This window comes from Qipengyuania sp. CAU 1752 (genome assembly GCF_054482615.1).
Genome location: NZ_JBTLRE010000001.1, coordinates 449,403 through 471,209, shown reverse-complemented (window position 1 = coordinate 471,209; position 21,807 = coordinate 449,403). Strand labels below are relative to the sequence as shown.

Here is a 21,807-nt window from a genome sequence, read left to right as displayed (position 1 = left end):
CCCGAGTCACAAGCGACAGGATCCCGCCATGAATCTCCACGAATACCAGGCCAAGCAGCTCCTCGCGAAATACGGTATCGGCATCCCGGCCGGCCACGCAGCCCTGTCTGTCGAGGAAGCCGTCGAGGGAGCAAAGCAGCTTCCCGGCCCGCTCTATGTGGTGAAGGCCCAGATCCACGCCGGTGGCCGCGGCAAGGGCAAGTTCAAGGAGCTCGGCCCTGATGCCAAGGGCGGGGTGCGCTTGTCGAAGAGCATCGAAGATGTCGAAGCGAATGCCAAGGAGATGCTCGGCAACACGCTGGTAACCGTGCAGACCGGCGACGAGGGCAAGCAGGTCAACCGCCTCTATGTCACCGACGGTGTCGACATTGCCAAGGAATACTACCTTTCGATGGTGGTTGACCGCGCCAGTGGCCAGGTTGGCATGATCGTCTCCACCGAAGGCGGGATGGATATCGAGGAAGTCGCGCATTCGACGCCTGAAAAGATCACCACCATCACCATCGACCCGGCGCAGGGCTTCATGCCCCACCACGGCCGCGCGGTGGCCTTCGCATTGAAGCTTAAGGGCGATCTCAACAAGCAGGCACAGAAGCTGGCCAAGCAGCTCTATACTGCATTCGTCGATCTCGATTGCGAAATGCTCGAGATCAATCCGCTGGTCGAAACCGAGGACGGCAACCTGCTGGTGCTCGACACCAAGATGAGCATCGACGGCAATGCGCTCTACCGCCACAAGGACGTGGAGGCGATGCGCGACGAGACCGAGGAAGACCCGGCCGAAGTCGAAGCCAGCGAATATGACCTCGCCTACATCAAGCTCGACGGCAACATCGGTTGCATGGTCAATGGCGCAGGCCTGGCGATGGCGACGATGGACATCATCAAGCTGAACGGCGCCTTCCCGGCCAACTTCCTCGACGTTGGCGGCGGCGCGACCACCGAAAAGGTGACGGCTGCGTTCAAGATCATCCTCAAGGACCCGGCGGTCGAAGGCATCCTCGTCAATATCTTTGGCGGGATCATGAAGTGCGACGTGATCGCCAACGGCATCGTACAGGCGGCCAAGGACGTGAACCTGTCCGTCCCGCTGGTGGTCCGCCTTGAAGGCACCAATGTCGAAGCGGGCAAGGAAATCCTCAACAATTCCGGCCTGCCCATCGTCAGCGCCGACGATCTGGGCGACGCCGCCCGCAAGATCGTCGCCGAGGTCAAGCAGGCGGCTTAGCCAACCTGATCAACCGAACGGCAAGAGCCGCGCCGGTTTGAGATCGGCGCGGCTTTTTTGCTGTCTACGGCGTCGGGTGCGGTTCGGGCAGGAGTGGCGGTGTGTTGTCCATGAAGGTCAGCCAGTTCTGCCAGATGGCATGCGTGCGTCGATCAGTCATCTCGATGAAGCACGATAGTATCATGGCAGTGCCAATCGTTCCCTCCTGCCAATCTTCTGCCACGGCACGACATTCTGCATCGCGGTAACGCAGGAACAGGACGCCGCTCGCCTCGATGAGGGAGCGCAGCTCGAGATTGTCGCCGTGACGTTCCAGGGCAGCGCCGAGATACTGCCGGCGCCTCATGTCGGCCCTGCCCATGACCGTCCCCAGGCATTCGTTGATCCCGACTGTCGTCATGGCGTCCGGACAACGCGCTGGTTCGGCGCCCTTCGCTGCATCAAAGCGAAACACCAGTTCCTGCGGTTCGGGCTTGCTGCTCTTCATCCGCACCGCCGCGACGATCCCCGTGCCCGGAATCTCCGGATCGGCGCAGCGCAGGGTGAGCGCGTTGAAATAGGCAGCGCACGGTTCGACTGCGACAAGGCGGAAGGTCAGCATGTCGTCCTTCTCTTCCCACCCGGTCAAATCGGCATTGAAATGCTTGAGCCGCAGCACCAGCGTGCCGTTTTCCTCGGACAGATAGAGATGCTCGGTGAAGCGAATCGCTCCTGCCTCATCTGCCTGCACGAAGGTGCCGACCATTGTGGTACCAACCGGGGGCAGCCAGCTTTCCTGCGCCGGTGCATCGCCAATGCCGGTGCCCGACCATTGGCCGACCAGCCAGTCCATTTGCGCAATCGTGGCGGGCGGCGATTCGAAGCCTTCCTCGCCCATGCGCGTTTCCTGCGCTGATACCTGGGCCCCGGACAGCGCCAGAATCGGCATCAAAATCACCTTCCACATGGTCAAGGCGTCCTTCCCCCTTTCATGACTCGGAAGCAAGTGTAGCACATCCGAGCGCCAAAGATGTTGACCTCGGCTTCGCGGAACGCGAGGGGTTCACCAAGTGTTGAACCGATAGACCCCGCGCCGAGGGCTTACTTGACGTTTACGTAAACGCAAGCTAGGTCGTGGCCAGAGCTTTTGTCCAGAGGAAGGAACTCCCATGAAAATCCTCGTCCCCGTCAAACGGGTGATCGATTACAACGTCAAACCGCGGGTCAAGGCCGACGGTTCGGGCGTGGACCTCGCCAACGTCAAGATGAGCATGAACCCGTTCGACGAGATCGCGATCGAGGAAGCCATCCGCATCAAGGAATCGGGCAAGGCAGAAGAAATCATCGCGGTTTCGATCGGCCCGGCCAAGGCGCAGGAAACGCTGCGAACCGCGCTTGCCATGGGCGCCGACCGCGCGATCCTTGTCGAAACCGATGATGAAATCGAACCGCTGGCTGTCGCCAAGATTCTCAAGGCCATCGCCGACGAAGAACAGCCCGGCATCGTCTTGCTCGGCAAGCAGTCGATCAGCGACGATTCGAACCAGACTGGCCAGATGCTGGCAGCCCTGATGGGCCGTCCGCAGGGCACCTTTGCCAATACGGTCGAGGTCGAAGGCGACGCCGTCACCGTGAAGCGCGAAGTCGACGGCGGTCTCGAAACCGTCAAGCTGACGCTGCCCGCGATCATCACCACTGACCTTCGTCTCAACGAGCCGCGCTATGCTTCGCTGCCCAACATCATGAAGGCCAAGAAGAAGCCGCTCGACACCAAGACGGCGGCCGATTTCGGGGTCGACACGACTGCGCGCCTGACCACCACCCACGTGGCCGAACCGCCCGTCCGCCAGGCTGGCGAAAAGGTCGAAGACGTTGACGCACTGGTCGCCAAGATCAAGGCCCTCGGCATCGCCTGAGGCGGCCGACACAGAACACAAGGATTCAGTTATGAAAACTCTCGTTTGGGTCGAACACGACAACCAGAGCGTCAAGGACGCGACCCTCGCGGCCGTCACCGCCGCATCGCAACTGGGCGAAGTGCACCTGCTGGTCGCCGGCTCGGGCTGCGCGGCAGTTGCCGATGAAGCAGCCAAGATTGCCGGTGTCGGCAAGGTCCATCTCGCCGACGATCCGGCCTATGAGCACGCGCTGGCTGAAAATGTCGCTCCGCTGGTCGCCGACCAGATGGGCCACCACGACGCCTTCGTCGCGCCTGCCACAACTACCGGCAAGAATATCGCCCCGCGCGTGGCCGCGCTGCTCGACGTGATGCAGATCTCGGACATTTTGTCTGTCGAGGGCGACAAGACCTTCACTCGCCCGATCTATGCCGGCAATGCCATCGCTACCGTCCAGTCGAGCGATGAAAAGCTCGTCATCACCGTGCGCGGTACGGCCTTCGACAAGGCCGCCCCCGAAGGTGGTTCGGGTACTGTTGAAGCGATTTCAGGCCCAGGCGATGCCGGCCTGTCCACCTTCGTCAGCCAGGAGATCGCCAAGAGCGAGCGCCCCGAACTGACCAGCGCCAAGGTCATTGTTTCGGGTGGCCGTGCATTGAAGAATGCAGAGACCTTCGAACAGATCATCACCCCGCTGGCCGACAAGCTGGGTGCAGGCATCGGCGCCAGCCGTGCTGCGGTCGATGCCGGTTATGTGCCCAATGATTATCAGGTCGGCCAAACCGGCAAGATCGTGGCACCGGAAGTCTATATCGCCATCGGTATCTCCGGCGCGATCCAGCACCTTGCAGGTATGAAGGATTCCAAGACCATCATCGCCATCAACAAGGACGAGGACGCGCCGATCTTCCAGGTGGCAGATATCGGCTTGGTCGCCGACCTCTACAAGGTGGTTCCGGAGCTTACCGAGAAGCTTTGAGCACGCCTTCGGCGCGGCTTTTCATCGTTATCTCATATCCCGCAAGATCGCGCGGCCCAACTTTGCAGCGACCATTGGTGGCAAGAAGCAAGACCGGGTCGCGCGTCATCTTGACCCCGAACACGGCGGCATTGCGCTGGATCAGCGTACGAAACTGGGGGCCGAAGCGAGGTATGGCGTCCACCTCGCTGCCCCGAAACACTAGTTTAGCTGGCCCGACCTCACGGGCATCGCGGCGCATGCGCGCCAGCGTGGTTCCGTCCGGGTCGATTTCCGCGATGAGGGCGCGGCAGCCATCACGCTCCAGCGTGAGATAGGCGAACAGCATGTGAGGGGCGATTGCCGAACTGTAGCCGTCACCGTGCATGTCCTTTGCTATGTCACGATAGAGGCCAGCCTGATCGGCTGCCGACCAGTTCTCCTGCGCTTCCAGCTTGAGAGCCAGGGTCGCTCCGGCAAGCAAGATCGCAATGCTAGCGAGCCGCAGGAATTGCACGGTGCGCCCCCCAGAGCACGATCGCGCCGATGGCCAGGAAAGTGGCGTGGCCGAACAGGACCGCACCCGTCCCGACATGCAGATAATCGTAGAGATCCGGCCGGTAGGCGTAGGAGCCCAGCCGGACTGCATTGATCGCGATCGTGGCAATCGCGCCCAGCGCCACCGCGATCCACATTTCGCGCCCGAACCTGAGATCGAAAAGCTGGGTCACCGCGACCGCCAGGATTGCAACCAGCGAGAGATTTGCCAGCGAAGAGCATCCACCGATCACCACGAAGTTCATCGTGCCATCGTTTGCCGAGAAGACATTACCGCTGGTGGGCACCCCTGTCAGAGCCGGGATCACATAGGCTTCCGCACTGGTAATCAGGCCGCCGAACAGCGCCAGCCCGACCTTGCTCCAGAACACTCGCCCGGTGACTGCCAGTGCTATCAGGCCCATGCCCCACACGGCGTCTTTGCGCGGTGAGTCCCACAACAGCCACACGGCAATACCCAGCAATACGACTGCGGCAGGCGCCCCGATTGGCAGCAGGCATGCGATGGCTGCGCCAGTCAGGAACAACCAGTCCACGGGTCTTAGCCGATCGTCATTCTTCGCGCGGGTTGCCAGGACCAGAATCGTGGCCAGGGCAAGCCAGACGATGGCGTTGATCCCGAACAACGAGAAAGTCATCTCGCTCCACGAGGTTCCCCAAGCTGACAATATCGGGAGCGGGTCGGCGTTGAGGATCAGCAGAACGAGCGCCACAGCATAGGCTGGCGCACGCGAAATCATCACTTGAAACAGGCCGCTGGGTTTAGCGGGTCCGCTTCCTCATCCATGCATAGCCTGCGCCGATGGCCGCAAGAGCAAGCAATCCTGCGCCAGCTTCAGGTGTCGGTACAGCTGCTCCGGCGGAAGCAGGTGCAGCAATCGCTGCCGCGGCCAAAACAAAACAAATCCGGCTTTGCATATTCTCTCTCCATGTCCCGCAACTAGGCGCGGCCACATTCTTGTGGCAGACCCTATGATGGCGGACAAGGGAATAGCATGCAGTACGGGCTTGAGATGATTGGCGAATGGATCGTGCAATCGATGGCTCTGCTTATCGTTGCCTGCTTCCTTGTAGCCATGTTGCTCGAGGCCATTCTCAAAGGTCATGACCAGGAATACCCTGCGGGGAACGGTCGGCTGGTCGCCAATTTCGGCTTGATAGCCTGCACGGCACTGTTCGGTCTCGTCATCCCGTTCAGCAGCATAATTGCCGCAGCATGGGCGATGGATGCAGGCTACGGATTGTTCAACCTCGTTTCATTTCCGTGGTGGGCAGTGTTCGCCGCGGCAGTGCTGGTGAGGACACTTACCCAATACTGGTACCATCGGGCCAGCCATGCCTGGCCGCTCCTGTGGCGGATCCACCGGGTCCATCACAGCGACACGCATGTCGACCTGTCACTGGCCTTGCGTGAGCATCCACTTGATTTGGTCCCCCGCCTGGCGGTGTTTGCCGGCGTGACGGTGTTGTTCGGGTTTCCCGTTTGGGCCGTGGCGATAGTCGACATGCTGCTGGTGGCTGCCCATTACTGGCAGCATATCGACGGGCAGATGCATCCACGGTTGGCCAAGGCGCTGGGCCGGTTCCTCGCAACCCCCGAAATCCATCGCATCCATCACAGCGCCCAGCATCGGCAAACCAACAGCAATTACGGCAATCTGCTGATAATCTGGGACCGGCTGTTTGGCAGCTTTGTCGAACCGGCAGAAGGCGAGCCACGACGCATCGGCTTGGGTGAACTCGATGACCGGTTGGCTGGCAATCTGCTGGCCCAGCTCATGCTCCCGCTGCGCAACCCGGGCGAACATGGAGCCGACCGGACGGAAACCATGCCCGAAGCGAATTAGCGCGACGGTCGGCGCGTCCGCGGGCGATCTCAGGCCTGCCGAACCATCGGCTCAGGTGACTTTCACCAGAAAATGTATCGTCAGCCCGACCAACCCACCCACCAGTGTGCCGTTGATGCGGATGAACTGCAGGTCGCGGCCGACCGCGCCCTCGATCCGGTCGGTAACAGTGGTAGCGTCCCAGCGCTTGACCGTTTCCGACACCAGCCGGACGATCTCGTCGCCATAGCGAGTGGCGATGCCGACCGCGGTGCGACGGGCGAAGCGATTGATCTGGTGCTGTAGCCGGGCATCGCCGAGCAGCGCGTTGCCCAGTTCGGCCAACCCTTTGCGCATTTCCTCGCCCAGCACATTGTCGGGCTCGCGCGCACGGCGGATCAGCGAGCGGCGGATACGCTCCCACACCCCCATCCACCACTCGGCCACCGCCGGATTTTCCAGCAGATCGCGCTTGATCGTTTCGACCTTCGCGCGCGTTTCGGGATCTGACTGCAAGTCATCGGCGAGTTTTTGCAGCCCCTCTTCGATCTTGCTGCGCAAGGGATGTTCGGGATCGACCAGCACCTCGGCCAGCAGTCGGTACAGCCCATCGAGAACCGAGGCCGAAATACGCTCGTCGAGCCCGGTCCAGCGTAGCACGGCATTGGCACGCTGGTGGATGATCTCGCGCACCGTTTCCTCGTTGTCTTCCAGCGTCAGCCCGGCCCAGCGAATGAACCCGTCCACCAGGGGCATGTGCCGATTGTCGGTGATCGCCCCTTCGAGCATCCGCCCAACCAGCGGCGAGACGTCGATTTTGGCCAACTGCCCGGCAAGCCCGGTGCGGACCTGGTTGCCGAGGCGGTCGGGATCGAGCGATTCGAGCACTTCGGCCATCAGCTCGGCCGCCCCGCCGGTGATACGCGAGCGGTTCTCGTCACCCGGTGTGACGAGATATTCGCCGACGCCGCGGGCGACATTCATCGCCTGCATCCGCCGAGCGACGACCGCCGGGGTGAGGAAATTGGACCGCAGGAACTGCGCCATCGTGTCGGCGATCCGGTCCTTGTTGGACGGGATGATCGCAGTGTGCGGGATAGGTATGCCGAGCGGGTGACGGAACAGGGCCGTGACGGCGAACCAGTCGGCCAGTCCGCCGACCATGGCCGCTTCAGCAAACGCGTTGACGTAGCCCCAGGCCGGGTGGAGATCGAGCAGGCGATGGGTGACCACGAAGATCGCCGCCATCACCACCAGCATCAATGTCGCTGTAATCCGCATGGACCGCGCGCGGTCGGCCAGCAGGTCGGCGGCGGCCACATCTTCGGGCTGGCGAGAGAGCGGCTTCACTCGGCTGGAGCAACCTCCGGCTCGCCGAGCGGACGCGTGTCGTCACCGGGCCGGTATGTGAGGAAACGTTGGCGCATCCATGGCCCCATACGTTTCTCCAGCCCGTCCGCCAAGCTGAAGCCTGCGGGGACGATCAGCAGAGTAAGCAACGTCGACATGATCAGTCCGCCGATAACCATTGTGCCCATCGGCGCGCGCCATGCCCCATCGCCCGAGCCGAGCAGGCCGGAAAAGGCGATCGGCACCATGCCCGCGGTCATCGCTACCGTGGTCATGACGATCGGCTGGGCGCGCTTGTGCCCGGCATCGACGATGGCATCGAACTTGCGCACGCCTGCGTCCATCGCCTCGATTGCGAAATCGATCAGCAGGATCGAGTTCTTGGACACGATGCCCAGCAAAAGCAGGATGCCGATATAAACCGGCATCGATTGCGCCTGGCCGACCAGCCAGACGAGCAGGATGCCACCCAGTGGCGCGAGCGCGAGGCTGGTCATGTTGACCAGCGGACTCATCAGTCTCTTGTAGAGTAATACCAGCACGGCGAAGACCAGCAGCACGCCCGAGATGACCGCAATGATCAGGCTGTTGATCAATTCCTGCTGCCAGGCATCCTCGCCGACGACGTCCCGCACCACGCCTTGAGGCAAGTTCTGCAGGATCGGCAACTTGTCGATTTCCGCTTGTGCCTCACCCTTGACCACACCCTGTGCGAGATCGGCACCGACCAGCGCGCGCCGGTTCTGGTTGTAGCGCTGGATCGCGGTCGGTCCAGAACCGAAGCTGATGTCGGCCACGCGCGCCAACGGAACAGAGCCGCCGGTACGGGTCTGGACCGGCAGGTTCTCGATGGTGACCAGGTTCTCACGCGAGCTTTCAGGCAATTTGACGCGGATCGGGATCTGCCGGTCCGACAGCGAGAACTTGGCCGCGTTCTGCTCGATCTCGCCCATCGTGGCGATCCGGATCGTCTGGCTCAGCGCGGCGGTAGTAACGCCCAGTTCTGCAGCGATCTCGGGGCGCGGTGTTATGACAAGCTCTGGCCGGTTGATGTCGGCGCTGATCCGCGGGGCGACCAGCATGTCGATCGCCTTCATCTGCTCGACCAGCGTGGCGGCGGTTTCATCCAGCAGTTCGGGATTGGACCCGGCCAGCATTACCGTCAGGTCGCGCCCGCTGCCAAACCCACCCGATTGCGACTGGAACCGCACCCGCGCATCGGCGATCTGCGACAGGGTCGGCGCAAGATCGCGCTCGAATTCGATCGAGGTCCGCTCGCGATCATCGCGCAGCGAGATATAGATCGTGGCATTACCCTGGCGCACCCGCTTGAGCGCGCGCTCCACCTCCTGCTGTTCGTGCAGCAGGATGGCGACCTGGTCGGCCACCCGCTTGGTCGTTTCCAGCGTGGTGCCAGGCACCATCTCGATTTCGACGCGACTGTTGTCATCATCGATGGTCGGTTGAAACTGGGTCGGCGTGCTCATGAACAGCAGGATGGTGAGCAGGAAGGCGAAGTAGCCGGTCGCCAGCATCCACACCCGATGGTCGAGAAAGCGCGCAGAGAGGTAGGTCCAAACGTCGCGAATGCGCTGACCGAAGATCCGGCTCAACAAGCCCAGCAGTTTCAGAAACAGGTATCCGGCAACGAGGCCAAGAGCCAATACCAGGGTCATCTGAAGCATGCTCAGCAGCCGGTCGAGAATGAAGCCAACCCCCTCGCCCGCATCGCCAAAGATTCCGGTGGCGATGGCGGTGGGATAGGCGAGCTTCGCCAGCGCGCCCCAGGCGGCGAAAACTGCAGCCGCCGGTACTGCCATCAACGCCAGCAGAACCAGGATAAACGTTAGCACATACAGAAACCTGTTGCGCGGACCGGGCAGGTCGGCGCGGGCAGCATACATCTTGCCGCGATTGAGCGACCAACGCAGCACGCCCATATAGCGGTCCATCATCGGTCCCTCGCCATGCGCAGCATGACCCTTGGCCTTGAGGAAATAGGCCGCCAGCATTGGCGTGATCATGCGCGCCACCGCCAGGCTCATCAGCACCGCGATGACGACGGTGATGCCGAAATTCTTGAAGAACTGGCCCGAAATTCCCGGCATCAGGCCGACCGGCAGGAACACCGCGACGATACAAAAACTGGTCGCCACCACTGGCAGGCCGATCTCGTCGGCCGCATCAATACTGGCCTGATAGGCGGTCTTGCCCATGCGCATGTGGCGCACGATGTTCTCGATCTCGACAATGGCATCGTCGACCAGCACCCCCGCCACCAGGCCCAGCGCCAGCAGCGAGAGCTGGTTCAGGTTGAAACCCAACAGGTCCATGAACCAGAAGGTCGGAATGGCCGACAGCGGGATGGCGATGGCCGAGATGACCGTCGCGCGCCAGTCGCGCAGGAAGAAGAACACCACCACCACGGCCAGGATTGCGCCTTCGATCATTGCCGCCATCGAGCTTTCATATTGCTCTTCGGTGTATTTGACCGTGTTGAACAACGGGATGAAACGCACCCCGGGATTGTCGGCTTCGATCTCGGCGATGGCATCCTGCGCTTCGTAGAATACGGTCACGTCGGATGCGCCCTTGGCGCGCGACATGGCGAAATTGACGACTTCCTTGCCGCGCACTTCGGAAATCGAGGTGCGCTCACTGTAACCGTCGCGCACGGTGGCGACTTCGGACAGCTTGATGGTGCGACCGTTGCCGAGCTGGATCGGCTGCTCCGCGAGTTGGTAGGCGCTCTCGGTCGCGCCCAATACGCGTACCGACTGGCGGGTGCCGCCGACTTCGGTGGCGCCGCCGGCCGCGTCTATATTGGTCTGCCGCAGCACGCCGTTGATCTGGCTTGCGGTGACCCCCAGCGATTGCATCTTGGGCAGGTCGAGAATGACCTCGATCTCGCGGTCGACCCCGCCGAAACGGTTGATTTCGGCCATCCCTTCGATCGCCAGCAACCGCTTGGCGATGGAATCGTCAATGAACCAGCTCAACTGCTCGATCGTCATGTCGTCGGCTTCGACGGCGAAAATGCCCAAGAAGCCGCCTGCGATCTCGACCTTGCTGATACGCGGTTCGAGAATGCCGTCGGGCAGGCTGCCGCGCACGCCGTCGACGGCGTTCTTGACCTCGGACACCGCATCATTGACGTCGGTGCCGATTTCGAACTCGATGAAGGTATTGGAGTTGCCTTCGCTGGCGGTCGAATTGATGGTGTTGACGCCATTGATCGAGCGCACGGCGGATTCGACGCGCTGGGTGATCTGGTTCTCGATCTCGGTCGGCGCAGCGCCGGGTTGCGAGATATTGACCGTGACTGCCGGGAACTCGATATCTGGATTGTTGACCACGTCCATCCGCGAAAAGCTGATCAAACCGGCGAACAGCAGCGCGGTGAACATCACCAGCGGGATCACCGGGTTGCGGATCGACCAGGCAGAAATGTTCCGGAAGTTCATATCGGGCTAGCTCCCGCCCTTGCCTTCGAGCTGGGGCACGACCACGATCCCCTCGCTGACAAAGCCGCCAGCGCGCAGGATGATTTTCTCGCTGCCGTTCAGCCCTTCGATGACTGCCACCCCGCCCGGCGTCACGATACCGGTGGTGACCCCCCGCCGGCGAACCTTGTTATCCTTGTCGACGATGAAGACGAAGCTGCCTTCATCGTCCGACAGGATGGCCGACTCCGGCAGCATCGGTGCGACGATGGTGCCACTGGCGATTCTGGCGGTTGCGAAGCCGCCCGGGCGCAGTTCGGGGGCATAGGGCAGGGCAATCCGCGCCGTGCCCTGCCGGGTCTGCGCATCGATGGTCGGTTCGAGCTGCCAGATCTGGCCGCTGAATTGCTTGCTGGTACCGGCCGGAACGACCGTGGCACTGACCCCGCTAGAAAGGCGAGCCAGTTCATTTTCGCCGACCTGCGCCATCAATTCCATCTCACCGCCACGGGCGATGCGGAACAATGGGCCGGAGCCGGCACTGACGGTGGCGCCGGGTTCGACATTGCGTTCGAGCAGTAACCCGGAGGCTGGCGCAACGACATTGAGACGGGCGTTGCGGGCCAGCAGCTCGTTATACTGGGCCTGCGCTACCTGCACGCGCGCGCGTGCAGCATCGCGCGTGGCCGTAAGCCGGTCGACATCCGCCTTGGAGATGAAGCCGCGTTCGACAAGTTGAAGCGCCCGGTCGAGATTGGACTGAGCCAGGTTGGCGTCGGATTTTGCGACCTCGATCTGGGCGGCCTGCGCGCGGGCCTGCTGGTTCTGCACCGAGCGATCGATCGAAGCGAGAACTTGGCCTGCGCGTACCCACTGACCCTGTTCGACAGGGACGGCGACGACGCGCCCGCCCTCGCCGACAATGCCGACGGGCATTTCGCGCCGCGCGGCCAATGTGCCGGTCGCCGTAACAGTGCCTTCGATGGTTGCCTGGCCTGGCGTGATCACCGTGATGCGTGGAGCCTGGCTATCATCCTTGTCAGCCGCGGGCACAGCCGCGCCGGAACCTTGTGTGAAATACCAACCGGCCGCGCCGATGGCGCCAATCAGCAGAAGCGCGGCCATCACCCACAACCAAGGGCGTTTGCGCTGCACGTTCCATGCGGCGCTGTCGATCCCGTCGCTGCCCAGTTCGACCGGCGTATCGCCGCGTATCTCGCTCTGCTGATTCATCGTGTTCCCGTCGCTGCCCGAGAGTGGGCCGGGGCTGTATTACCTGCCTAAGTCACCTAGTGCAAGTCAGTGCGCGCAATGCAACCCAGTTTCCATAAGGCCTAGTCGCGGCACCCGGCGAGCGCAATCGTATCGTCTACCAACAGCAATATACGCTGGACGAAGCACCGGACAGGAGAGGCACAATGCAAAACGGGGCCGCCCACAAGGGCGACCCCGTCATATTGCTCGCGTGGTCGAAGTGCTTACCGCACCTTGCCGCGCTGAACCAAGTTGACAATGCCGAGCAGCACGATGGCGCCTACAAGGCTCATCAACAGACCCGGTACACTGAATTCGGTAAGAGTCGCACCGACGCCGATGAGCGATCCGATGAACCTACCGAGAAACGAGCCGACAACGCCGACAACGATGTTCCAGAAGATGCCCATTGAAGCATCGCGGTTCATGACCAGGCTTGCCAGCCAGCCGATGACACCGCCAACGATAATTGCTATAATCCAGCCCATGCGAATAAACTCCCTGCTTATCTGACCCCAAGGTCAGTCCCTCTCCCAACGAAGGACCCGGCAAACCGGTTCCCGAAGCCTTTTTTGGCCCCGTCAGGCAAGGCGCTGGTTAGCGCAGATGCGCGCTTTCGCCTAATCTGGATGTGGGTAAAGCAGGCGTCAGTATTTGAGCTGGCGCTCGTAAAGATCGCGATAATGCTGGATGCGCGTGACCCGCAGGCCCTGCATTCCCGAGCGATCAACCGCACGCTGCCAGGAAGCAAACTCTTCCAGCGTGAGGTTGTAGCGCTCGAGCACTTCGTCGATCGTCAGCATCCCGCCATTCACGGCGGCCACGACTTCGGCCTTGCGGCGCACGACCCAGCGCTTGGTGTTGGGCTTGGGGAGGTCGTCGATCGTCAGCGGCTCGCCTAGCGGGCCGATTACCTGTGCCGGTCGAATTTTCTGGTTCTCGATCATCGTGTCTCTCGGTCGCCCTGTGTAGCCCCGAATACTGCGGCGCCGGCCTGTTGTGGTCCCGGATATTTGCCATCGCTTAAAGCATCACGGTTAACATCCGGTATTTCGTCGAGTTGGCCGGCCAACAAAGCGGCGGCCCCGGCATTGAAGCTGGCGGCGCGACTGCCTGGTCCGCGCGCCATCAGGATGCCGCGCAGATCGCGCCGGGCAGCCAGTTTGGCGACCAGATCCGGCCACGTGACCGCCTGCAAATCGCCGCCGTGGCGGGACTGGCCGGGTTCGTGTAATTGAATATTTCCTTCGAACATGATCAGGGCTCTACACCCGCAGGCGTCAAGATCGGGTAAAGCGCCGGTTTACCCGCAGTTAGGATTGACGAACGGCCCGTAAACCATTGTCGAACACTGCTTGAGGGCGGCACAGCATACAGGTGCAGCGCCCCCTTTATCCAGGCGGCAACCCGGTGTATGGCGCGCCGATCATGACAGCCCCCGCCCTCCTCCCCCCTGCAGCGCAGGCAGCAGACCTGTTCGACCTGCCGCGTCCGGCCGCAGATTGCCGGATCGTCGTGGCGATGTCGGGCGGGGTCGATTCGTCGGTTGTCGCAGCGCTGGCCCACGCCACCGGGGCCGAAGTCATCGGCATTACGCTGCAGCTCTATGACTATGGTGCTGCCACCGGACGGACCGGCGCATGTTGCGCTGGCGACGATATCCGCGATGCTCGCGCGGTGGCTGACCGGCTCGGCATCGCCCACTATGTTTATGATCACGAAAGCGCTTTTCGCGACGAGGTGGTTGAACAGTTTGCCGACGATTACCTCGCCGGACGCACGCCGGTGCCCTGCATTCGCTGCAACATGGGTCCCAAGTTCACAGACCTGTTGCGCATGGCGCGCGAACTGGGGGCGGACTGCCTCGCCACTGGGCATTATGTCCGCCGGGTGATCGGCCCGGCCGGCCCCGAATTGCACCGCGCGATCGATCCGGCCCGCGACCAGTCCTATTTTCTCTACGCCACGACCGACGAACAGCTTTCCTATCTGCGCTATCCGCTGGGCGGCCTGCCCAAGAGCCAGGTCCGCGAGCTGGCCGAGGCGGCGGGCCTGCGCAACGCTGCCAAGCCCGACAGCCAAGACATCTGTTTCGTGCCCGACGGGGACTACGCCAAGATCGTGCGCAAGATGCGTCCCGAAGGCGGGCAGCCCGGCAAGATCGTCCACGCCCGCACCGGCACGGTGCTGGGCGAGCACAAGGGCATCATCCATTATACCGTGGGCCAGCGCCGCGGCCTCGACATCGGCGGCCAGCCGGAACCGCTCTACGTGGTTGGGCTGGATGCAGAAGCTGGTGAAGTCCGGGTCGGTCCCAAGCCGATGCTGGCAGTAAATGCCGCCCGGGTTATCGAAACCAACCGGATCGGGCCGATGCCCGACACGCCCATCACTGCCAAGGTCCGCTCGCTGGCGAAGCCCGTCCCAATCGTTCTCGATGGACCGCTGGGTGAAGGCCTGGCCACGACCATCCGGTTCGCGACCCCCGAGTATGGCGTTGCACCGGGACAGGCAGCAGTGCTTTATGCCGGTGACAGGGTGCTTGGCGGCGGCTGGATCGAAAGCACACAGAAAGTAGACTGAACACAATGACATACAGCCTTGCCGGGAAGCGCGTTTACGTCGCGGGACACAGGGGCATGGTCGGTTCGGCGCTGGTACGCCGGCTGCAGTCCGAATCCTGCCTGATCCTCACCGCAGATCGCTCGGTCGATCTGCGCGAGCAGGCGCATGTGCGCGGTTGGTTTGCGGAGAACGAACCCGATGTGGTGATCGTGGCCGCGGCCAAGGTCGGCGGAATCCTCGCCAATGACAGCTACCCAGCCCAGTTTCTCTATGACAACCTGATGATCGAGGCCAATCTGATCGAGGCCGCGCACCGTCACCAGGCGGAAAAGCTGCTGTTTCTCGGCTCGTCCTGCATTTATCCCAAACATGCCGAGCAGCCGATTGGCGAAGACGCCCTGCTGACCGGTCCGCTAGAACCCACCAATGAATGGTATGCAGTGGCCAAGATCGCCGGGATCAAACTGTGCCAGGCCTATCGCCGGCAATATGGGCGCGACTTCATCAGCGCCATGCCAACCAATCTTTACGGGCCGGGCGACAATTTCGATCTCGAGACCAGCCATGTCTTGCCGGCCCTGATGCGCAAGGCGCATGAAGCAAAGCTCAGCGGCGCGGACAACATCACCCTGTGGGGAAGCGGCACACCGCGGCGCGAATTCCTGCATGTCGACGACCTCGCCGACGGCTGTATCTTCCTGCTCGAGAATTACTCGGACGAGAGCCACGTAAATCTCGGCTCCGGCACCGACCTGACCATCAACGAACTGGCCGAGGCAGTGTGCAAGGCTGTCGGTTTCGAGGGGCGTATCGAGCACGATCGCAGCAAGCCCGACGGCACCCCGCGCAAGTTGATGGACGGGTCGAAGATCGCTGGCCTCGGCTGGAAACCGCGCGTCTCACTCGAAGACGGCATGGCCGCCACTTATCGCTGGTTCCTCGAAAACGTGACTGGCTTGAGGGCCTAGCCGTCCCAAGGATCGAGCACACAGCCATAACCATCGCGTAGGCGCGCGGTGTCGCTGGCGACGAGCAGGAAACGTGCAGTAACGCTTTGTTCGTCCTCGTCATCGCTGAGCGAAACCAGTTCCATGCCTGCCAGCTTGTCCTTGGCGCAATCATCCAGTGTGCGTCCTGCGACGAAGCGGCACGAACAAGCCACCCGCGCGCTGTAGGCGGTCGAAACCTGCGCATAACCGGTGATCGGCGTCCAGAACCAGTACAACAGCGCAGCCACCACCGCTAGTAGCGCCAGCGCGGCCCACGGCCAGCGGCGCGCGGGACGGGTCGAGCGCGCGATCCTGGAAGCTGCCGATCTTTTCACCATTGCCAATCGAATTCCCGTCATGCGAAAGCCGCACCATGCGCCTTCGCTCCGTTCCCCTTATCGCCATGCTGGCGCTTGCGACAAGCCTTGCCGGCTGCTCCGACTCCGCACCGTCCGAACCACCACTGAGTGAAGAAGCGCTGGCGGCAATGAGCGAGGATCCGGGCGCCCCGACAAAGCAATTGGCGCGCCAGTTCGACCATTTGTTCACTGACGAAGCCGTGGGAGAAACCCGCGCCGCCATCGTCATGTATGGTGGAGAGATCGCCGCCGAACGCTATGCCCCCGGCTATGATGCCGACACCCGTTTCGTTAGCTGGTCGATGGCCAAGACCGTAACCGCCGTGATGATCGGGTTGCTGGAAGCCGACGGACAGCTCGAACTCGATGACAGCCCGCCCCTTCCTGCATGGCGCCGTCCCGGAGATCCGCGCGGGGAGATCACCTTGCGCCAATTGCTGCAGATGCGCTCCGGGCTGCGCCATACCGAGGCCGGCGACCCGCCTTATGATTCGTCCGAGGTGCGGATGCTCTTTCTCGACGGGCGCGACGACATGGCTCGCTGGGCGAAGGAGCAGCCGCTCGAGTCAGAGCCAGGGGCCAAGTTCGAATATTCGAGCAATACCACTGTCATCCTCGCCGACATCGCCGCACGGGTCATTGCCAAGGGGAGCGACGACCCCGAAACCCGTCGCCGCGCGGTAAGCGAGTTTCTCGATGCGCGGCTGTTCGGGCCGCTGGGGATGACCTCGGCGGTGCCCGAATTCGATGCCAGCGGCACGCTCATCGGCGGCAGCCTCATCCACGCGACCGCGCGCGACTGGGCCAAGTTCGGCGAGTTTCTGCGCAACGGTGGCTCGATCGCCGGGGCGCAGATCCTTCCCCGACGCTGGGTGCGGTTTATGACCGGCTCGAGCCCCCGGGCGGAGTTTTATGGCGGGCAGACATGGCTCAATTTCGGAGCCGCCGATCCCGAAAATGCGCTGCACCCTATTTCCCGGCCTGAAGGCGTGTTCGCGATGATCGGGCACATGGGGCAGTATGTGGTGGTCTCGCCGCGCCAACGGCTGACGATAGTGCGGCTGGGTCATTCCGATGGCCCGCAGCGCAGCGCATTGCTGCGCCAGATGAATGATATCATCGAGCTCTACCCCGAAAGATAGAACACCCCCTCAACCACGGTGACGCAGGATCCGCCAAGCCAGGCGCGCGTGCCGTCGAGCCGGCAAGCGGCATGACCGCCACGCTGCGAGGCCTGGAAGGCGGTGAAACTGTCGCGGCCCAGACGACTGGCCCAGAACGGGGTCAGTACGGCATGGGCCGATCCGGTGAAGCTGTCTTCGTCGACCCCGCCGCCGGGAACGAACACACGGCTGACAATATCAGTCTCGCGCCCCGGCGCGGTGCAAATGAACTGGTCGTCGCCGAGCATTCCCAACCCGCGGACATCGGGGTCGAGCGCGCGCACCTGGTCCTCGTCCCTGAACAGGTAAATGCCGTAGCCATCGGGATTGAGCCAAACTTCTTTCGGCGCGGCACCGAGCAGGTCGGCGGCCTCATCCCACTGTCCCTTTTCGGTGGGAATGGCCGGAAGCGCCAATTCATAGCCCGCATCGCTGCGCCGGACCTCGAGACAGCCGGCCTTGCGGGTCCGAAAGGTGACCCGTTCGCCCCCATCGCGGGCGAGCAGGACATGACCCGAGGCCAGTGTTGCATGACCGCACAGGCGTATTTCGCAAGCGGGCGTAAACCAGCGCAATTCGTAATCGGCTTCGCCGCTGGCATCGGGCACGACAAAGGCGGTTTCAGCGAAATTGTTCTCTTCCCCGATCGCCTGCAACACATCATCGGGCAGCCAATCTTCCAGCGGCATCACCGCCGCCTGGTTGCCGGCGAAGGGCCGATCGGCAAAGGCATCGACGTGCCAATAGGGTAGTGTGCGCGACCCAGTCATGGCTTGTCCTCGAGCTTGGCAAACTCGTCTTCCTCGACCAGCGGGTTGTCGGGCTCGTCGACATGGCCGGCAGGGTCGATATGGATCAGTAGGTCGACTTCGGGAAAGGCCTTCTGCAAGTCCTCCTCTACCCGTTCGATGATGTCATGCGCCTCGCCCACGGTCATCTCTTCGGGCAGGTCGACGTGGAATTGCACGAAGTCGCGCGCTCCCGCCGTGCGCGTGCGCAGATCGTGCAGGTTTGACAATTCCGGATGGCGCGCTGCAACCTCGACAAAGCGCTGGCGCTTTTTCTCGGGCCACTCCTTGTCCATCAGATTGTCGACCGCCTCGCCGCCGGCACGCCAAGCGCTGAGCAGCAGCCATCCGGCAATGGCGAGGCCGAAAAGCGGATCGGCCCCGGATAGGCCGAGATACTGGTCGAGCACCAGGGCCGCTATCACCGCCGCATTGAGCATGAGATCCGATTGGTAATGGAGATGATCGGTCCTGATTGCGACCGACTGCGTTTGGGCGATCACGTGACGTTGCCACGCCAGCAGCGCCAACGTGGCGACAATCGCGATCAAGGAAACCGCGATGCCGTCCTGCGCCCCTGTGACCCTGCTTCCCTCGACCAGATTGAGCAGCGAACGAAAGGCAATCGCAGCGGAAGACAGCGCAATCAGCATGACCTGGAAGATCGCCGACAGCGATTCGGCCTTGCCGTGGCCGAAGCGGTGATTGCGATCGGCCGGGAGCGAAGCGATCCAGACGCCGATCAGTGTGGCGATGCTGGCTATCAGGTCGAGCGCGGTATCAGCCAGGCTGCCGAGCATCGCCATCGAACCGGTCCGCCATGTTGCCCATACCTTCAGCCCGACCAGGAACAGCGCCGTCGCGATCGAGGCGTAGGCAGCCGAGCGGGTCAGCGAGGCGCGGCGGGAGTCGGCGCTATCCGTCACGGGTAAAGCAGTGTGTTGGACCACCGCGGAGTGCCACGGGCACTGTCGGCCGGATGACGAGTGAACAGGCGACGGTCATGCAGGCGATTGGGCCGGTCGAGCCAGAATTCGATACGCTCCGGATCGAGCGTGAAGCCGGTCCAGTGAGCGGGGCGCTCGACCTCGGACCCAGAAAAGCGCGCTTCAACCTCGGCGAATTTCGCCACGAAAGCGGCACGGTCTTCAAGTGGCCGCGACTGGTCGGAGGCAACCGCGCCGATCTGGGAATCGCGGGCGCGCGAGTGGAAATATGCATCGGCGGTTTCCGCTCCGACTTCGCTCAAGCTGCCTTCAATGCGGATCTGTCGGCGCAGGCTCTTCCAGTGGAACAGGAGCGCAGCGTGGCCGTTGGCACGAATCTCGCGTCCCTTGCGGCTCTCCGCATTGGTGTAGAACGTGAACCCGTCCGGCCCGTGGCCCTTGAGCAGCACCATCCGCACCGACGGCGCACCGTTGGGGGTGGCGGTCGCCAGAGCCATCGCGGTCGGATCGTTGGGCTCGCTCTCACGCGCATCGGCCAGCCATTCGCCAAACAGCGCGATCGGATCGGTTGCAGGAATTTCGCTGGTATTGTGTTCGCTCACGGCACCGTCCTTCGAAGCGCGACCTACCCCCTCGCGCAGGTCATATCAATTGAACCTTTTATTCTGAAATTTCGTGCTATTGCCCCAACGCAATGAGCGATCTGATCCAGCCTGTTATCTTGTGCGGCGGCGGAGGCACGCGGCTGTGGCCGCGTAGCCGCGCGCACAAGCCGAAGCCGTTCCTACAACTGTTAGGCGAGCGGACACTGTTCCAACAGACTCTCGACCGGGTGGGAGAACAGAGCGTTTTTGCTTCACCGGTGGTGGTTGCAGGAGAAGCCCACGTGCCGCTGGTGCGCGAGCAAGCCGGGGCAAGCCTCTCGCTGGTGGCCGAACCCGTCGGGCGAAACACTGCGCCGGCCATTGCGCTGGCAGCGCATCGCGTACCGGCTGACACGGTCATGCTGGTGTGCCCGAGCGACCACTATATCGAGGATGTCCCAGCGTTCGTGGCAGCGGCCAAGGCCGGCGGTGTTCTGGCGCGGGACGGTTATCTAGTCAGCCTCTCCATAACGCCCGACCGGCCAGAGACAGGCTATGGCTACATCAAGCGCGGGGAGCCGCTCGGCCAGGGTTTCCGAATTGATCAATTTGTGGAGAAACCGGACCTTGCCACAGCCGAGCGGTTCCTTGCCGAAGGAAGCTACAGCTGGAACGGGGGCATCTTCCTGTTCATGGCCGGTCGCTTCATCGAGGAACTTTCCACCCATCGCCCGACCATGGCGAAGCATGTCGCCGAAGCGGCGCGCGACGGCAGAGAGACCGACCAGGTCTTTCGCCCGGCCCCGGCGGCATTCGAAGCCATTGAGGGCGATTCTATCGATTACGCAGTGATGGAGCCAACCGGTAGCGCGGCCATGATACCGGCCGACATTGGCTGGTCCGACATCGGCAACTGGCAGGCCCTAGCCGAGGCGCGCGGCGGCGCTTTGAACGGGACATGTGACCTTTTGGAAGCCAACAACGTTTTCGTAGACAGCGATGGCCCGCGCGTCTCCGTAGTGGGGCTCGATAACATCATTATCGTGGTTGATGGCGACGAAGTGCTGGTCACGACCGCCAAGGATGCGCAGAAAGTTGGCACGCTGCCCGGGGCGCAGGGCCGCTGATGCAATTGCTGTCTACCCACCATGTCGAGAAAATCTGGGGCCGGGACCAACTTCCCGCGCCTTTCTGCCAGGCCGGCAATGGCCGAACCGGCGAGATCTGGTTCGATCCACCGCCGAACCTGCCGCAATTGCTGGTGAAATACCTGTTCACCAGCGAGAAGCTGTCGGTCCAGGTCCATCCCGGAGGCGAACAAGCGCCTGATGGGGCAAGCGGCAAGGAAGAATGCTGGTACATTATCGATGCCGAACCCGGCGCCCGGCTCGCCGTCGGGCTCAACCGCGCGTGCTCGACAACCGAGCTGCGTCTCGCCGCGCTCGACGGTTCGATTGAAGACCTACTGGCCTGGCACGAGGTGAAGGCTGGTGATTTCTTCTACCTGCCCGCGGGGACGATTCACGCCATCGGGCCAGGTATTTCGCTGATCGAGGTCCAGCAGAACAGCGACATCACCTATCGCCTCTATGACTACGGGCGCCCGCGCGAACTGCATCTCGACCTCGCGCTGGAAGTGGCGAGACCCGAACCCTATGCCAAAGATCTTCGCCACACGGGTTTAGCGAGCGGCGAGGTGCAACTGGTCGACGGTCCGCATTTTCGGCTCGTCAGGATCGAGGGCGCGCCCAGCGTTGAGCTTTCTGGACGCTATCGTGGCCCGGTGTTGCTGGTCCCGATAAAAGGCGACTATCGCGTCGGCGGCTCACCTGTCGCGGCTGGAGCCTGCGCGCTTGTCGATAATATCGTGGCCATAGAATGCGTGCGGGGCCAGGCCTTGATCGCCCAGCCCTGCTGA

General features: G+C 62.5%; 22 protein-coding genes. 9 read left to right on the top strand and 13 right to left on the bottom strand.

Features of this window, described 5'->3' with window-relative positions; genetic code table 11:
• Positions 1-28: 28 nt before the first annotated feature.
• Entirely contained in the window at positions 29-1,228 is a 1,200-nt protein-coding gene (sucC, locus tag ACXYL9_RS02245; RefSeq protein WP_459037963.1) for an ADP-forming succinate--CoA ligase subunit beta, read from the top strand.
• Positions 1,229-1,292: 64 nt separating this feature from the next.
• On the opposite strand, the gene ACXYL9_RS02240 is transcribed toward sucC, so the two are convergent.
• On the bottom strand, positions 1,293-2,174 hold the full coding sequence (locus tag ACXYL9_RS02240; protein ID WP_459037962.1) for a DUF6265 family protein: 882 nt from the start codon (positions 2,172-2,174) through the stop codon (positions 1,293-1,295).
• 202 nt (positions 2,175-2,376) lie between these two features.
• Between ACXYL9_RS02240 and ACXYL9_RS02235 the strand changes: the two genes are divergently transcribed.
• Both ACXYL9_RS02235 and ACXYL9_RS02230 read left to right on the top strand, forming a co-directional pair.
• Positions 2,377-3,123, top strand: a complete 747-nt coding sequence (locus ACXYL9_RS02235) for an electron transfer flavoprotein subunit beta/FixA family protein (RefSeq protein ID WP_459037961.1) — start codon at positions 2,377-2,379, stop codon at positions 3,121-3,123.
• Between the two features lie 31 nt (positions 3,124-3,154).
• Positions 3,155-4,084, top strand: coding sequence for an electron transfer flavoprotein subunit alpha/FixB family protein (locus ACXYL9_RS02230; protein ID WP_459037960.1), 930 nt, complete (start codon positions 3,155-3,157; stop codon positions 4,082-4,084).
• Here the strand turns inward: ACXYL9_RS02230 and ACXYL9_RS02225 are convergent.
• Together ACXYL9_RS02225 and ACXYL9_RS02220 are read right to left on the bottom strand one after the other, a co-directional pair.
• Positions 4,068-4,580 (bottom strand): hypothetical protein, encoded by a 513-nt coding sequence (locus ACXYL9_RS02225; protein ID WP_459037959.1) that lies wholly within the window; start codon positions 4,578-4,580, stop codon positions 4,068-4,070. The genes ACXYL9_RS02230 and ACXYL9_RS02225 overlap by 17 nt on opposite strands.
• Positions 4,558-5,361, bottom strand: coding sequence for an archaeosortase/exosortase family protein (locus tag ACXYL9_RS02220; RefSeq protein ID WP_459037958.1), 804 nt, complete (start codon positions 5,359-5,361; stop codon positions 4,558-4,560). The genes ACXYL9_RS02225 and ACXYL9_RS02220 overlap by 23 nt, the downstream gene beginning before the upstream one ends.
• A gap of 255 nt (positions 5,362-5,616) precedes the next feature.
• Here ACXYL9_RS02220 and ACXYL9_RS02215 point away from each other — a divergent pair, with 255 nt between their 5' ends.
• Positions 5,617-6,468 (top strand): sterol desaturase family protein, encoded by an 852-nt coding sequence (locus ACXYL9_RS02215; protein WP_459037957.1) that lies wholly within the window; start codon positions 5,617-5,619, stop codon positions 6,466-6,468.
• 51 nt (positions 6,469-6,519) lie between these two features.
• Here ACXYL9_RS02215 and ACXYL9_RS02210 read toward each other — a convergent pair whose 3' ends face one another.
• From ACXYL9_RS02210 to ACXYL9_RS02185, 6 genes are all read right to left on the bottom strand, one after another.
• Entirely contained in the window at positions 6,520-7,728 is a 1,209-nt protein-coding gene (locus ACXYL9_RS02210) for a DUF445 domain-containing protein (RefSeq protein WP_459039839.1), read from the bottom strand.
• A 65-nt stretch (positions 7,729-7,793) separates the two neighbouring features.
• Positions 7,794-11,261, bottom strand: coding sequence for an efflux RND transporter permease subunit (locus ACXYL9_RS02205; RefSeq protein WP_459037956.1), 3,468 nt, complete (start codon positions 11,259-11,261; stop codon positions 7,794-7,796).
• 6 nt (positions 11,262-11,267) lie between these two features.
• On the bottom strand, positions 11,268-12,473 hold the full coding sequence (locus ACXYL9_RS02200; protein WP_459037955.1) for an efflux RND transporter periplasmic adaptor subunit: 1,206 nt from the start codon (positions 12,471-12,473) through the stop codon (positions 11,268-11,270).
• A 245-nt stretch (positions 12,474-12,718) separates the two neighbouring features.
• Positions 12,719-12,982 (bottom strand): GlsB/YeaQ/YmgE family stress response membrane protein, encoded by a 264-nt coding sequence (locus tag ACXYL9_RS02195; RefSeq protein WP_459037954.1) that lies wholly within the window; start codon positions 12,980-12,982, stop codon positions 12,719-12,721.
• Between the two features lie 159 nt (positions 12,983-13,141).
• Positions 13,142-13,441, bottom strand: a complete 300-nt coding sequence (sciP, locus tag ACXYL9_RS02190) for a CtrA inhibitor SciP (protein WP_459037953.1) — start codon at positions 13,439-13,441, stop codon at positions 13,142-13,144.
• Positions 13,438-13,749 (bottom strand): hypothetical protein, encoded by a 312-nt coding sequence (locus ACXYL9_RS02185; protein WP_459037952.1) that lies wholly within the window; start codon positions 13,747-13,749, stop codon positions 13,438-13,440. The genes sciP and ACXYL9_RS02185 overlap by 4 nt, the downstream gene beginning before the upstream one ends.
• A gap of 173 nt (positions 13,750-13,922) precedes the next feature.
• Here ACXYL9_RS02185 and mnmA point away from each other — a divergent pair, with 173 nt between their 5' ends.
• Entirely contained in the window at positions 13,923-15,077 is a 1,155-nt protein-coding gene (gene mnmA / locus ACXYL9_RS02180) for a tRNA 2-thiouridine(34) synthase MnmA (RefSeq protein ID WP_459037951.1), read from the top strand.
• Between the two features lie 5 nt (positions 15,078-15,082).
• Positions 15,083-16,027, top strand: a complete 945-nt coding sequence (gene fcl / locus ACXYL9_RS02175) for a GDP-L-fucose synthase (RefSeq protein WP_459037950.1) — start codon at positions 15,083-15,085, stop codon at positions 16,025-16,027.
• Here fcl and ACXYL9_RS02170 read toward each other — a convergent pair.
• On the bottom strand, positions 16,024-16,407 hold the full coding sequence (locus ACXYL9_RS02170; RefSeq protein WP_459037949.1) for a hypothetical protein: 384 nt from the start codon (positions 16,405-16,407) through the stop codon (positions 16,024-16,026). The genes fcl and ACXYL9_RS02170 overlap by 4 nt on opposite strands.
• Before the next feature lie 14 nt (positions 16,408-16,421).
• Here ACXYL9_RS02170 and ACXYL9_RS02165 point away from each other — a divergent pair, with 14 nt between their 5' ends.
• Positions 16,422-17,549: a serine hydrolase domain-containing protein gene (locus ACXYL9_RS02165; RefSeq protein WP_459037948.1), complete on the top strand. Its 1,128-nt coding sequence runs from the start codon at positions 16,422-16,424 to the stop codon at positions 17,547-17,549.
• Here ACXYL9_RS02165 and ACXYL9_RS02160 read toward each other — a convergent pair.
• Genes ACXYL9_RS02160 through pdxH form a run of 3 tightly spaced genes read right to left on the bottom strand, consistent with a single transcriptional unit; the run spans position 17,534 to position 19,907 of the window.
• Positions 17,534-18,340 (bottom strand): PhzF family phenazine biosynthesis protein, encoded by an 807-nt coding sequence (locus ACXYL9_RS02160; RefSeq protein ID WP_459037947.1) that lies wholly within the window; start codon positions 18,338-18,340, stop codon positions 17,534-17,536. The genes ACXYL9_RS02165 and ACXYL9_RS02160 overlap by 16 nt on opposite strands.
• Entirely contained in the window at positions 18,337-19,284 is a 948-nt protein-coding gene (locus tag ACXYL9_RS02155) for a cation diffusion facilitator family transporter (RefSeq protein ID WP_459037946.1), read from the bottom strand. Before ACXYL9_RS02155 ends, ACXYL9_RS02160 begins: the two co-directional genes overlap by 4 nt.
• Positions 19,281-19,907, bottom strand: coding sequence for a pyridoxamine 5'-phosphate oxidase (gene pdxH, locus ACXYL9_RS02150; protein WP_459037945.1), 627 nt, complete (start codon positions 19,905-19,907; stop codon positions 19,281-19,283). Before pdxH ends, ACXYL9_RS02155 begins: the two co-directional genes overlap by 4 nt.
• Before the next feature lie 92 nt (positions 19,908-19,999).
• Here pdxH and ACXYL9_RS02145 point away from each other — a divergent pair, with 92 nt between their 5' ends.
• Together ACXYL9_RS02145 and ACXYL9_RS02140 are read left to right on the top strand one after the other, a co-directional pair.
• Positions 20,000-21,016 carry a mannose-1-phosphate guanylyltransferase gene (locus ACXYL9_RS02145; RefSeq protein WP_459037944.1) on the top strand — a complete coding sequence of 339 codons (1,017 nt, stop codon included), beginning with the start codon at positions 20,000-20,002 and terminating at the stop codon, positions 21,014-21,016.
• A complete protein-coding gene (locus ACXYL9_RS02140; protein ID WP_459037943.1) occupies positions 21,016-21,807 on the top strand; it encodes a class I mannose-6-phosphate isomerase in 792 nt (263 codons plus the stop codon). Before ACXYL9_RS02145 ends, ACXYL9_RS02140 begins: the two co-directional genes overlap by 1 nt.

Bases quoted from the DNA above. Each gene is read 5' to 3' on its own strand.
- sucC (WP_459037963.1), top strand. From the start codon at position 29: ATGAATCTCCACGAATACCAGGCCAAGCAGCTCCTCGCGAAATACGGT.
- ACXYL9_RS02240 (WP_459037962.1), bottom strand. From the start codon at position 2,174: ATGTGGAAGGTGATTTTGATGCCGATTCTGGCGCTGTCCGGGGCCCAG.
- ACXYL9_RS02235 (WP_459037961.1), top strand. From the start codon at position 2,377: ATGAAAATCCTCGTCCCCGTCAAACGGGTGATCGATTACAACGTCAAA.
- ACXYL9_RS02230 (WP_459037960.1), top strand. From the start codon at position 3,155: ATGAAAACTCTCGTTTGGGTCGAACACGACAACCAGAGCGTCAAGGAC.
- ACXYL9_RS02220 (WP_459037958.1), bottom strand. From the start codon at position 5,361: ATGATTTCGCGTGCGCCAGCCTATGCTGTGGCGCTCGTTCTGCTGATC.
- ACXYL9_RS02215 (WP_459037957.1), top strand. From the start codon at position 5,617: ATGCAGTACGGGCTTGAGATGATTGGCGAATGGATCGTGCAATCGATG.
- ACXYL9_RS02210 (WP_459039839.1), bottom strand. From the start codon at position 7,728: ATGCGGATTACAGCGACATTGATGCTGGTGGTGATGGCGGCGATCTTC.
- ACXYL9_RS02205 (WP_459037956.1), bottom strand. From the start codon at position 11,261: ATGAACTTCCGGAACATTTCTGCCTGGTCGATCCGCAACCCGGTGATC.
- ACXYL9_RS02200 (WP_459037955.1), bottom strand. From the start codon at position 12,473: ATGAATCAGCAGAGCGAGATACGCGGCGATACGCCGGTCGAACTGGGC.
- ACXYL9_RS02195 (WP_459037954.1), bottom strand. From the start codon at position 12,982: ATGGGCTGGATTATAGCAATTATCGTTGGCGGTGTCATCGGCTGGCTG.
- sciP (WP_459037953.1), bottom strand. From the start codon at position 13,441: ATGATCGAGAACCAGAAAATTCGACCGGCACAGGTAATCGGCCCGCTA.
- ACXYL9_RS02185 (WP_459037952.1), bottom strand. From the start codon at position 13,749: ATGTTCGAAGGAAATATTCAATTACACGAACCCGGCCAGTCCCGCCAC.
- mnmA (WP_459037951.1), top strand. From the start codon at position 13,923: ATGACAGCCCCCGCCCTCCTCCCCCCTGCAGCGCAGGCAGCAGACCTG.
- fcl (WP_459037950.1), top strand. From the start codon at position 15,083: ATGACATACAGCCTTGCCGGGAAGCGCGTTTACGTCGCGGGACACAGG.
- ACXYL9_RS02170 (WP_459037949.1), bottom strand. From the start codon at position 16,407: ATGACGGGAATTCGATTGGCAATGGTGAAAAGATCGGCAGCTTCCAGG.
- ACXYL9_RS02165 (WP_459037948.1), top strand. From the start codon at position 16,422: ATGCGCCTTCGCTCCGTTCCCCTTATCGCCATGCTGGCGCTTGCGACA.
- ACXYL9_RS02160 (WP_459037947.1), bottom strand. From the start codon at position 18,340: ATGACTGGGTCGCGCACACTACCCTATTGGCACGTCGATGCCTTTGCC.
- ACXYL9_RS02145 (WP_459037944.1), top strand. From the start codon at position 20,000: ATGAGCGATCTGATCCAGCCTGTTATCTTGTGCGGCGGCGGAGGCACG.
- ACXYL9_RS02140 (WP_459037943.1), top strand. From the start codon at position 21,016: ATGCAATTGCTGTCTACCCACCATGTCGAGAAAATCTGGGGCCGGGAC.